The 11,125-nt window shown below is 54.3% G+C and carries 9 protein-coding genes, 1 tRNA gene and 1 pseudogene; 6 read left to right on the top strand and 5 right to left on the bottom strand.

Going from position 1 to position 11,125, the window contains the following annotated elements:
* The first annotated feature begins 121 nt into the window (after positions 1–121).
* The 3 genes and pseudogenes from WLO32_RS12870 to WLO32_RS12860 all read left to right on the top strand — a co-directional run bounded on the left by WLO32_RS12870 (position 122) and on the right by WLO32_RS12860 (position 3,842).
* Positions 122–1,211: pseudogene (locus WLO32_RS12870) on the top strand (hypothetical protein).
* Between the two features lie 474 nt (positions 1,212–1,685).
* Entirely contained in the window at positions 1,686–2,882 is a 1,197-nt protein-coding gene (locus WLO32_RS12865) for a TCR/Tet family MFS transporter (RefSeq protein WP_435945488.1), read from the top strand.
* Positions 2,883–2,933: 51 nt separating this feature from the next.
* Entirely contained in the window at positions 2,934–3,842 is a 909-nt protein-coding gene (locus WLO32_RS12860) for an NADP-dependent oxidoreductase (protein WP_435945487.1), read from the top strand.
* A 55-nt stretch (positions 3,843–3,897) separates the two neighbouring features.
* Here WLO32_RS12860 and WLO32_RS12855 read toward each other — a convergent pair.
* Both WLO32_RS12855 and mtfA read right to left on the bottom strand, forming a co-directional pair.
* Positions 3,898–3,973: transfer RNA gene (locus WLO32_RS12855), tRNA-Asn, on the bottom strand.
* A 100-nt stretch (positions 3,974–4,073) separates the two neighbouring features.
* Positions 4,074–4,871: a DgsA anti-repressor MtfA gene (gene mtfA / locus WLO32_RS12850; protein WP_435945486.1), complete on the bottom strand. Its 798-nt coding sequence runs from the start codon at positions 4,869–4,871 to the stop codon at positions 4,074–4,076.
* A 391-nt stretch (positions 4,872–5,262) separates the two neighbouring features.
* Between mtfA and drpB the strand changes: the two genes are divergently transcribed.
* Together drpB and WLO32_RS12840 are read left to right on the top strand one after the other, a co-directional pair.
* Complete coding sequence (gene drpB, locus WLO32_RS12845) at positions 5,263–5,529, top strand: cell division protein DrpB (RefSeq protein ID WP_435945485.1); 267 nt, start codon at positions 5,263–5,265, stop codon at positions 5,527–5,529.
* Positions 5,530–5,627: 98 nt separating this feature from the next.
* Positions 5,628–6,323: a phosphohydrolase gene (locus WLO32_RS12840; RefSeq protein WP_435945484.1), complete on the top strand. Its 696-nt coding sequence runs from the start codon at positions 5,628–5,630 to the stop codon at positions 6,321–6,323.
* A 5-nt stretch (positions 6,324–6,328) separates the two neighbouring features.
* On the opposite strand, the gene WLO32_RS12835 is transcribed toward WLO32_RS12840, so the two are convergent.
* The 3 genes from WLO32_RS12835 to WLO32_RS12825 form a co-directional block, all read right to left on the bottom strand.
* Positions 6,329–6,937, bottom strand: a complete 609-nt coding sequence (locus WLO32_RS12835) for a DUF2238 domain-containing protein (protein ID WP_435945483.1) — start codon at positions 6,935–6,937, stop codon at positions 6,329–6,331.
* Positions 6,938–7,051: 114 nt separating this feature from the next.
* On the bottom strand, positions 7,052–8,731 hold the full coding sequence (locus WLO32_RS12830) for an autotransporter outer membrane beta-barrel domain-containing protein (RefSeq protein ID WP_435945482.1): 1,680 nt from the start codon (positions 8,729–8,731) through the stop codon (positions 7,052–7,054).
* Positions 8,712–10,079 (bottom strand): beta strand repeat-containing protein, encoded by a 1,368-nt coding sequence (locus tag WLO32_RS12825; protein WP_435945481.1) that lies wholly within the window; start codon positions 10,077–10,079, stop codon positions 8,712–8,714. The genes WLO32_RS12830 and WLO32_RS12825 overlap by 20 nt, the downstream gene beginning before the upstream one ends.
* Before the next feature lie 188 nt (positions 10,080–10,267).
* Here WLO32_RS12825 and WLO32_RS12820 point away from each other — a divergent pair, with 188 nt between their 5' ends.
* Positions 10,268–11,125 carry an alpha/beta fold hydrolase gene (locus WLO32_RS12820; RefSeq protein WP_435945480.1) on the top strand — a complete coding sequence of 286 codons (858 nt, stop codon included), beginning with the start codon at positions 10,268–10,270 and terminating at the stop codon, positions 11,123–11,125.

The raw sequence follows: 11,125 nt of genomic DNA, 5'->3' as shown, positions 1-11,125 counted from the left end.
GCGGCGTCCATCGGCGTTGATTTGCTTAGTTTTCGTTAATGCGTATGATTCTCATTCTTTCTTCTACCTTCCCGCGCGGCCAGTCCTCGCGGGAACCGTTCATCCCTTGATGGAGTTCAGAATGAAATCGTTTTTCAGTTCGCGTAAAGCCGCGCTTGCCGCAGCGGTCATCGCCGCCTTGAGCCTGACGGCCCTGTCAGGCGCCTGCCAAAAAAGCTGAAGCTCCGGCGGCGGCGAAACCGGCGGTTGCGCAGGCGGTGACGCAGCGTGTATTAGGCGATGGGCTGTATGAAATGGCGTATTCACCTGCCGCCCACGCGCTGTATGTTGCCAGCGCGCAGGGCTTTAAAGACGTGAACGGCGGAGTGCTGTATCGCCTCGACCCGGCTACGCTTGCCACCAAAGGCGAGACCCATACCGATCTGAAAAACTTCGGTATGGCGATCGATGACGAAGGCAATATTCTCTACGTCACCAATTCGCTGGACGGCACCCTGTCCAAAGTGGATGCGCAAAGCGGCAAGGTGCTGCAACGCCTGGCGCTGGGCGGCGGTAAGGATAAAGACGGCGATGCGGTTGGCGCGCGCGAGATGCTGCTGCACGGCGACGAGCTGTACGTCGGGCGCGTGGCCGATCCCGGCTTCATTAACGTTATCGACACCAAAACGTTTAAGGTCAAAGCCACCATTAAAAACGCCGGCAAATGGGTGACGGGCATTATCTATTCACCGCTGACCGGGCGCGTTTATGCCGCCAACGGCGGCGGAGAGATTGTGGTCATTAATCCGCGCAGCCATAAAATCGAGCAGCGCTGGACGCCGGGCGACGGCAAAGAGTATCTGTTCCTGAATATGGCAGAAGATCCGGCCACCGGCCGCCTGTTCGTCACCGACGATTCCAAAGCTAAAACCACGCTGGTGTTGGATATCCATACGGGCAAGGTCATTAAACGTATTGAAGGGGATGCGCTGGGCATCAAGTTTAACGCCAGACGCAATGAGATCTACATCAGCCAGCGCGAGTCGAAGAAAGTGCTGCAGCTGGATGCCACCAGCTATGCGGTAAAAAACAGCTGGTCGTTCGAGACCAGCCCGAACAGCCTGCTGGTTTCAGCGGACGGCGAAACGCTGTACGTTTCTTTGAAACAGGCCTTTAACGAAGACAGCTCGACTAAAGGACCGGATAGCGTGGCGCGCATTGCGCTAAAGTAGCTCCGCAAGGGAAGGCCTGCGGGCCTTCCTTCGCTGCTGCATTTTATTGCCGCTAGCCTATTGTTGACCACATATCATCGACACAGGAAATAACTTATGCGTTACGTGTATTTTACTGCTATCGACGGCGGCTCAGGTATTGCTGGAAACGTTGCAATCATCTTTCCATGCGCAGCGGAATTTCACCGACGGCAGCGATATTCTGGGAACTGTTTACAAGAGCATAAACGAAAAGGATAATGGCGCCGGGTAAAGGATCAGACGCCTTCGTTTATTGTGAACAACCAGGCAGCCTGGCCGTTATCCTGTATTGTTAACCTCGCGAAAAAGCGACTGCCGTAGGTGGTCGCCACATACACCCTGTGCAACACGCACGCGGTCAGCGTATCCGGAAAGCCGCACGAAATCATCGCGGCTTTGTTATCAGCCTTCAGCGCAATCTGCGTCTGGACTGATTATCGACAGGAACGCTGAATGAAGAACCCCCTTATTGCCGTTTTTATTACCGTTATCCTTGATGCTATGGGACTTGGGATTATTTTCCCCGTGCTGCCCGATTTGCTTAAGGATATTACGCATGTTCAGAATGTAGCCCTTTTCGTCGGCATCCTCACCACGCTGTACGCCCTGATGCAGTTCATATTCTCGCCGCTGGCAGGCGCGTTAAGCGACAGGCTTGGGCGCCGGACCGTTCTGCTGTGCGCCCTTGGCGGCGCAACCATCAGCTATATTTTCATGACTTTTGCCGCCTCCTTACCCTTATTGATTCTGGGCCGTCTCATTGCTGGTATCACCGGGGCCAGCCTGCCGGTGGCGATGGCCTGCCTCACTGATTTATCTGCGCCGGAAAAGCGGGTAAGGCATTTCGGCCTGTTCAACGCCATGTTTGGTATTGGCTTTATCATTGGCCCCGTGCTCGGCGGCCTGCTGAGCGAATACTGGATCCGTCTGCCTTTTTTGATAGCCGCGTTGCTTAACGCCGGCAATTTCCTGCTGGTGCTGCTTGTGCTGCCTGAAACCTGCAAAGGAACGCGGGAAGCATTTCGTCTGACGACCTTTAATCCTCTGCAGCCGCTGCGTCGCCTGCTGCTGAAAAATCGTATCGCCCCTGTAGCGTTCGTTTTTTTTATTCTTAGCTTTGCCGGAGAGGCGAGCGGTATTTGCTGGGCAATGTGGGGAAAAGCTGCTTTCGGCTGGGATGGCTTTCAGGTGGGAATATCTTTGGGCGCCTTTGGTCTTTTCCAGACCCTGGCGCAGATCTTCCTGCCAGGCCCGGCCACAAATCTTCTGGGCGAGCGGGGCGCCGTTTTATCAGGCATTGGCGCTTTATGTCTGGCCCTTTGCTGCATGGCCTTCGCGACGCAAGGCTGGATGATCTTTGCCGTGATGCCTGTTTTCGCGCTTGGCGGCGTTGGCACCCCGGCCCTGCAGGCTCTGGCCAGCCGCCAGGCCGGCGGCGATCTCCAGGGCCAGCTTCAGGGCCTTCTGTCATCGGCCGTCAGCCTGTCATCGGTTATCGCCCCGCTTTTTTTCTCTGCTTTTTATTTCTCAGTGGGCAATAGCTGGCCCGGGGCGGTGTGGCTTGCGGCGGCGGCCGTCAATATTATCGCTGTACCGCTGGTGCTGTACGGTATTCGAATAAATACAACCCATCAAAAGGCGGGGAAATAAAAGCCTGCAATTTCCACGCTCAGCATATAAAACCCACAGGAGGAAAGATTGATGAAAGCCGTAAGGTACAGCGAATATGGCGGTCCGGAAGTGATGTATATAACCGATATTGCCATGCCTGCTCCGCAGGCCGGCGAAATAAGAATTACGGTCAGCGCCGCGGGCGTTAACCCGTCCGACTGGAAAAGAAGAGCCGGAATGTACCGTGATTTTGATGAGGTTGAATTTCCTGCGGGGTTAGGCGTTGAGGCGTCCGGTATCGTCGACCAGCTCGGCGCAGGCGTTCAGGGCGTGCTGCCGGGAGACGCGGTATTCGGCCTGGGCAGAAACACCGCGGCCGAATACGCCATCCTTACCCACTGGGTACACAAACCCGCGCAGATGTCTTTTGAAGCGGCCGGAAGCATTTCCGTAGTCACCGAGACGGCTTTAAGAAGCCTTGACGATCTTCAGCTTAAGCCGGGAGAGACGCTTTTTGTCAGCGGCGCCGCAGGAGGTATCGGCACGGCCGTCGTTCAGATCGCCCGCTCCCGCGGAATTAACGTAATTGGTTCCGCGAGCTTAAAGAACCACGATTACCTTCGCAGGCTGGGTGCTACCCCCACGACCTATGGCCCGGGCCTCAGGGAAAGAGTCTGCAAACTTGCTCCGCAAGGCGTTGACGCGGCCCTTGACGTTGCCGGTTCAGGCATCATTCCGCAGCTAATCGCCATCGCTGGCATACCGTCGCGGGTTGTCTCCGTCGCCGATTTTTCTGCGGAACAATATGGCGCCCGCTTCTCCAAAGGTCCGCCGGAGGATCCTGACGGCGTCCTCACAGAGATAAACCGCCTTTTCCGTGATGAGCGGTATGCCATCCCTGTCGAAAAAACCTATCCGCTTGAGAAGACGGCAGAAGCGCATGAGGTCAGCGCCGGTGGGCATGTAACCGGCAAACTGGTGATTGTTCCGGCAAAGTAAAAGTGCTGAAAAGCAAAAAGCCCGCTTAAGTTTCCTTAAGCGGGCTTCTTAAATTTGGCTCCTCTGACTGGACTCGAACCAGTGACATACGGATTAACAGTCCGCCGTTCTACCGACTGAACTACAGAGGAATCGTTTGAACGAGGCGAATAGTAGCCTCGCGGTTAAAAAGAGTCAATGCATAAAATAACGTATTGATTCAAATGAGCAAATTAAAATCAACTTGTTGAATTAATGCACCGTTTTACCCTCTGGCTCATGGGGGTTTTCACTTCTGCGCAGGCGTTGTAGCGGATCCTGGCCGTAGAACATGCGAAACCTTTGATAAAGGGACGGGAAGCGCGGCGCGAACAGCTCTGGCGCGCTGAAGAAATACTCTGAAAGCACCGCGAAGCATTCCGCCGGCTCCGTGGCGGCGTAGGCATCGATGCTGGCGGCGTTTTCGCCTACCAGATCGATCTCGTCCTGAATGTTGCTCATCGCGGCATGCAGATCGTGCTCCCATGCCGCAACGTCCCGCAGGGCAACCAGCGGCACGCCGCTTGCGCGATCGCCGTTGCGCATATCCAGCTTGTGGGCGACCTCATGGATAATCAGGTTGAAACCCGAGGCGTCGAAGGAGTCCTGCACGTCCAGCCAGTTCAGCACAATAGGCCCCTGCTGCCAGCTTTGCCCCGACTGCACCACGCGCTGGTTATGCACCAGGCCAATGTCATCCTCCCACTCGTCATCCACGACAAAGGGGGCAGGGTAGAGGAGGATCTCATGAAAACCATCCAGCCACTCCAGGCCAAGTTCCATAACCGGCAGGCAGAACAGCAGCGCGATACGGGTGCTTTTCAGCTCGTCGAGCTCGAAGCCCTGCAGCGCGACCAGCCTTTTTTGCTGTAAAAAACGCTCGGCAAGACGAATCAGCTTTTGCTGTTCAACGGGGGTGAGCGCTGCCAGCACGGGAATAGCTAAAGCCTCCTCCCAGGGTAAAGCCGGGACAGTGGATGAATCACTTACTTTCCAGGGCCACTTAATCATTTTTCTTGCTCGCAAAGTCATCGTTTGAACAGAACTGAAAATACCGGGGCGATTGCTCTCGTCGCCATTATTCAAGCACTTAATGAAAATCACTTCAACGACAGGGGTCACAAGTGAGCTGAGTCGACGCAATTATTTACTATGGCTATTTTTAACTCAATTGTATTCATAATTTATATGCCCGGGCGACCTGAGGCAGCCACGCTGGCGAATGAGCAGGTAAAACGCCTGTTTCCGCGGCGTTTGTTAATTCGCCAGTTGACCTTTTAAAGAAGGATTACGGGCAAAAAACAGCGTTCCGGCTGTTAACAACCGATAAAAATGTGATAAAAATCACATCCTAAGGACGGTGGTTTTACCGTAAAACCCATGCTTTTGAGTTGAGATGGCTATGTCGAACGTTAAGGATAAGAAACCTGTCCGCACGCCGGGCGGCAAAATAGCCCTGTGGCTATTTTATGGATTTTGTTTGTATATCGTCTGGGCGATGGTGCGTTATTTTTGGGTGGTCAGCAGCGTGACCGGCGGAGAAATGGGCTCGTTAGGCGGAAAACTGCTCGGGGCGTTAATGGGGCTGCTGGTGCTGGGTTCGGTGGCGGCCGTGCTTGGCTGGATTGCCTGGTACACGCGGCCGCGCGACGATTTTCATCGGCAGTGAGGTTTTAAAGCATTGCCGGTGGCCGACTCTTTCTTGCTAATTTTGTGATCCTGTACTCATATTAGGTACGGGGTTTAGCAACGAAACGAGGAGTACGTATGCCGATAGCCCACTGGCAAGCGCGTTTTGAAGAGTACCTGCACGGCAACTGGCTGCAGGATGATAAGGCCCATGACGTGGCGCATTTTCATCGCGTCTGGAAAACCGCGCAGCGGATGATGGCGGGAACGGAGGCCGATCGCCTGGTGGTGCTAACCGCCTGTTACTTCCATGACATCGTCAACCTGCCGAAAAACCACCCGGAGCGACATCTGGCTTCTGGCCAGGCCGCGGTCGAAACGTTGCGCATCCTTGATAACCACTTCCCCGATTTTCCTCACGAACTGTATGACGCCGTAGCGCATGCGGTTCGTGCGCACAGCTTCAGCGCCGGCATTGAGCCACAAACGCTCGAAGCTAAGATCGTTCAGGACGCCGACCGGCTTGAATCGTTAGGCGCGATAGGCCTTGCACGGGTTTTCTATACCTCCGGCGCGTTGGGACGGCCCTTGTTTGACAGCGAGGATCCGCTTGCCGGAAAAAGGGAGCTGGACGACGCCACTTACGCGCTCGACCACTTCCAGAAAAAGCTTTTGAAACTTCCCGCAACGATGCAAACCGAAGCGGGCCGGGAGCTGGCGCGCCATAACGCCGATTTTCTGGTGCATTATATGGCGAAGCTGTGCGCCGAGCTCAAAGGCGACTACCACCATCTCGACAACGAGGTGATTGAGCAGTTTTCTCCCGGGCGCTAAACGTATTATCGTAAGCGGCTAACAAGCTGGCGCTGGTGATAACCCGCCAGAAAGATCACCGAGGTAAGCGCGCCCAGCAGGGCGCAAAACATATCCGACTGGGTATCCCACGGATCGCCCTGGGTACCCAGGAAAAGTTCAGCGTCCTGGCCCATGGCCAGCGCCGCCCACCATTCGATAAGTTCATAAAGGGCGCTTATCGCCAGCGCAATGCAGCACACCACGAAACCGAGTATTTTGCGTCCGTGTACGTACTGGCCGCGGATAAGGATTTCTCTGGCTGCCAACGCCGGAACCAGCCCCTGGAAAAAGTGACCGAGTTTATCGTAAGGATTGCGGCTCAGCCCAAGCCAGGCCTGTACGTCAAAACCGATCGGCACTTTGGCGTAGGTATACTGACCGCCAATCATCAGAATAATGGCGTGAAAAAATATCAGCGTATAAAGCACAGGGGTTAATGGATAGTGCGCATATGTCGCCCACAGTAAGGGCACGACGATCAGCACCGGCGTGACTTCCATCAGCCAGGTTGTTTTGTCCGCGGCATTGATGCCGGTCCAGATGAGAATCGCCAACAAAACCAGCGCTGCGCTTTTTAAAAGGGTAGAGGTCATAAGGGTTCACATGTCGCCGAAACCCTCACTATCTGTCGAATACGGTAGAAATTCAAATGAGCAAAAAAAACGGGGCCTTAAAGCCCCGTTGCGTATTATCGTTAATCGATTGTTTTAGAACAACTTGCGTAAACGCAGGCTGAAGGTATGCGCCTGATAACGCTCGCCCGTCTGCAGATCGTAACGCGCATCAAGGCTTAAATCATTAGCGTCATACAGCGTGCTGCCGATAGCCACGCCTGCCATATCTTTAACCGGTGCGACGCCTCTGGAAGTGAAACTCGTTTCGCCAATGGCGTCGGCAGCGTAGGTTGCGGTGCTGCTGGTCTCGCTGGTGTCATACTGGTGGATCCAGGACGCCTGAACGAATGGCGTCATATTACCCAGACCGGTGTCGAAGGTTTTTTCCAGCCGCCCGCCAATATTGCTCACGACAGACTGCGTATGGTTTGAACTCACGTCCAGCGCCATGCCGTTGCCACCGGTTTCTTTGTAGCCGTCAACATGTTGATAGCTATAAGCCAGGCCAGCCAGCGGCGTGGCAACCAGGCCAGCAGGCAGGCTGAGCGGATAACCGAATTCACTTTGCAGCGTAACAGACTGACCGTTGAATTTACCCTGCGCATTACCGGAAAAACCGGTGAAGTCTGCACGGCGGGTAGAGTCATAATTCTGGCGGTTGACCCCGGCAGACAAATTCATATACCACGGATTGCCGGTGTAGCCGGCATAGCTAATCAGGCCGTAATTGTCGGCGGTAGAGGTGTTGCCGCTCAGGTTATCTTTACCGTGAACGGAAGTGTTGCTGTAGTTAACGGCGCCGCCCACGCGCCAGCCTTCGCCCAGCGCGCGGTCAGCACCGATGATCAGGCCGCCGTATTTCGCGCTATAACCACTGATATTGCTGGTGCTGTCCTGGCGGGCATAACCACCGAATGGCTGACCCCAGAGGTGCCAGTCGCTGTAGGCATCCCCCGTTGATACGCCGCTTACGCCTGCCGTTTGCGCGTTGCGAACGGTATCCAGGTGGGTGGTAACAACGGACATGGCCGTCATGGTGGCAACGTTTGTCGCGGTGCCTGCGTTAATATTTTGGCTCGCGGAGAGGCGCTCGCCCACGCGGTTTGCTTCTTTTTGATCTGTAATCGCCAGCGAGGCGTTATACAGCTCAAGCAGCCGTGGCGAAATGCCTGAATAGCGTCCCAGACCGCCCAGTGCTGCCGTGGCGTTCGGAATGGTTGCCCAACCCGGTTTGGTGGTTGGCTCCGGCGCCGCTGGCGTTGTCGGGACCGGCTCAGGCGTCACCGGCGTTGCCGGAACTGGCTCAGGCGTTACCGGCGTCGTCGGGGTATTTGGCGTGGTCGGAACTGGTTCAGGCGTTACCGGCGTTGTCGGGGTATTTGGCGTTGTCGGAACTGGTTCAGGCGTCACCGGCGTCGTTGGGTCCGGGTTTGGCTGAGTCGGCGTCACTGGCGTTGTCGGATTCGTCGGCGTCGTCGTTGGCGGCGGCGTGACAGGCTCTTGCAGCGTAACGACCAGCGCGCTACGACCATTTTCATCATAGGTTGAGCCAGTGGCTGCGCCGGTATAACCTGCGGCCTGGTAGCGTAACCTGTCCACGTTGTAATTAGTATCGGTACTGTTGGCATCGATAACTACGTAGCGCTGACCGGCGGCGAACTGGTAGGTGTTACCAGTTCGGGCCAGGCTGACGCCTGAACCTGCGTCAATAGTCGCAGAACCGTTCACTACCAGACGGCCATAGCCGGTATCGTTAGAAGCGGCCCTCGGCAATCGCCCCGTCAGCCACGCCGACGATCAGTTCCGCGTTGCTGCCCTGATGGTAGTTACCGGTAATTTCAATCGTATGGTTGATTTGCAGCGAGGCCGCATCGTTGTTGGCGATGCCGTTGGTCAAGATATTGTCATCAAGCAGCAGGCGGCCCGTGCTGAAAATTACATCGCTGTTTGGGGTTTCGATTTGCCCAACGCCGTTAATACCGGTCAGAATACCGGTACTTCCGTTGCCGCCTTCGATGATTAATGGCGAGGAACTGTTATTTAAAATATTACCTTCAATAATGCCGCTGTTGGCAATTGTCATCGTAGTCGTGAGACTATTACCGTAAGCATTATTGTAGATAGCGTAGCTATTGCCGGTGATCCTGCCCGAGTTAACGATATTAACTGATGAATTCGTATTATTGTAATTAATGCTATAGATAGCATAGATGTTACTGCTGATAAGCCCGTTATTAACAATATTGCCGTTAGCGACAGTAGAATTGCTGTTAGTGAAATAATTATTATAAACACCAACGATAGCACCGCTGATTTCACCATTATTGGTGAACGTATCAATCGCCCCCTGGTTTTGCAAGGCAATGTAATTGCTGTTGATGGTGCCGTCGTTGATGAAAGTAGTAATAGTGCCCTGATTAAGTACGGCTGATTCGCTATAGCCGGTATTTGAAGAACCGCTGTCGATCAAACCGGTATTATTGAATGTACCGATCGCTCCCTGGTTTAAAACGGCGGCATTGGCGTAGTAATAACCGGAATTATTATTATCCATACGGATAGTGCCCGCGTTATTCAGTTCGTCGATCTGCCCGGTGTTATTGATCGCTGTATGACCGCCGATGGTAGCGTTTTGCGTATTCGTCAGGGTGTTAATCACACCGGCGTTGTTAATAGTAGCGCCGCTGAACCCGGGATAAAAGCCGCCTGCTGAGCCAGAGATAGTACCGCTATTCGTCAGGGTACCGATGTGGCTTGTTGCGCTCAGATGAACGGTATCGGCGGCGTCACCGCTGCTTTCAATCACGCCCAGGTTATTAATATTGTTAATGCTTCCGTCAATGTTCAGCGCGTAATAATCCGTGCTGGTAATGATACCGGCGTTTTCCAGTGTGCCGACGAGTACGCCCTGAATGACGGAAAGAGCATGCGTCTGAGTGCCGGTAACGGTACCCTGATCGGTTATGTAAACGGCATCATAAGAGGTGGAGATCTGAACGTCTGGTTGCGAGTTGGTTATGGTATAGTCGCTCACCGCGAGGGCTGGCGCTGCCAGCAATCCCTGCGCAGAGGTTAATGCCACCAGCAATGAGCCATGCTGGCTGATACGTGATTTCTTCATGGATACCGTCGCGATGTTGCTTAACAATTAATGTGCGGTTTTGAGCTGGGATCGGATTAATCTGATACCATTCGGGCGAAGAATATACATTTGGTTGCAAAAAACAATAAGCTCTGTTTAATTATTTCTCTTGGGTATCATTAAATTTTAAGCGTGTAGCGATGTGCGTCACGTTTTGAGGCGCTTAAATGCGGCTTTTCAATAAACTAATTAGCGGCTGCTTATTGATTGTTATAATTTTTTTCATTAGTAGCTGTACGGGTCAGGATCCCTTTGTGCGCGGCAGCACATTTGCGAAAGAAAAGAGGCTGATCGGTGAAAATTTACAAACGGAAAGATTCACGCTTGCCACCTGGCAGCGGATCGCTCCGCCGGTAAAATTATTGCGGGTCTACATTGAGGGTGATGGGTTTGCCTGGAAGAGCCGCTCGCGTCCGTCAGACGAGCCCACGCCGCATAATCCTGTTGGCCTGATGCTGGCGGCAGCCGATCCTTCTCCCAACGTACTTTATCTGGCGCGTCCCTGCCAGTTTACGGGGCAGCCGTTGCCCGCCGTCTGTACGCCCTCCTGGTGGACCGATAAGCGTTTTTCGCCCCTGGTCATTGAGACGATGAATAACGCGCTCAGTCTGGTTATGCGGCGCTATCCTGGGGCGAAAATTGAACTGGTGGGGTACTCCGGCGGTGGAAATATTGCCGCACTGCTGGCAGCCCGGCGAAGCGATGTACATTCGCTGCGCACGGTCGCGGGGAATCTTGACGTAGCATATGTCAATACGCTGCACCGGGTTTCAGCGATGCCTGACGCCATAAACGCCATCACTGTTGCTCCGAAGCTTGCCGGGATGCCGCAAATTCATTTCAGCGGTGGTGCGGATACTACCGTGCCGCCTGCGGTGGCCGAACGTTTTCAGCGCGCGGCAGGAACACGGTGCGCGCAGGTTGAGACATTGCCCGCTATGGCTCACGACTCTGACTGGGCCGCCATTTGGCCGGATTTATTGAAAAAGGCGTTAAGCTGCGGGCCTGGCGTAAACGTAAAATAG

The sequence above is a fragment of the Dryocola mayonis genome (assembly GCF_051307045.1).
Classification (GTDB): domain Bacteria; phylum Pseudomonadota; class Gammaproteobacteria; order Enterobacterales; family Enterobacteriaceae; genus Dryocola.
This window is presented reverse-complemented; position numbering and strand designations above follow the sequence as displayed.

Bases quoted from the DNA above. Each gene is read 5' to 3' on its own strand.
- WLO32_RS12865 (WP_435945488.1), top strand. From the start codon at position 1,686: ATGAAGAACCCCCTTATTGCCGTTTTTATTACCGTTATCCTTGATGCT.
- WLO32_RS12860 (WP_435945487.1), top strand. From the start codon at position 2,934: ATGAAAGCCGTAAGGTACAGCGAATATGGCGGTCCGGAAGTGATGTAT.
- mtfA (WP_435945486.1), bottom strand. From the start codon at position 4,871: ATGATTAAGTGGCCCTGGAAAGTAAGTGATTCATCCACTGTCCCGGCT.
- drpB (WP_435945485.1), top strand. From the start codon at position 5,263: ATGTCGAACGTTAAGGATAAGAAACCTGTCCGCACGCCGGGCGGCAAA.
- WLO32_RS12840 (WP_435945484.1), top strand. From the start codon at position 5,628: ATGCCGATAGCCCACTGGCAAGCGCGTTTTGAAGAGTACCTGCACGGC.
- WLO32_RS12835 (WP_435945483.1), bottom strand. From the start codon at position 6,937: ATGACCTCTACCCTTTTAAAAAGCGCAGCGCTGGTTTTGTTGGCGATT.
- WLO32_RS12825 (WP_435945481.1), bottom strand. From the start codon at position 10,079: ATGAAGAAATCACGTATCAGCCAGCATGGCTCATTGCTGGTGGCATTA.
- WLO32_RS12820 (WP_435945480.1), top strand. From the start codon at position 10,268: ATGCGGCTTTTCAATAAACTAATTAGCGGCTGCTTATTGATTGTTATA.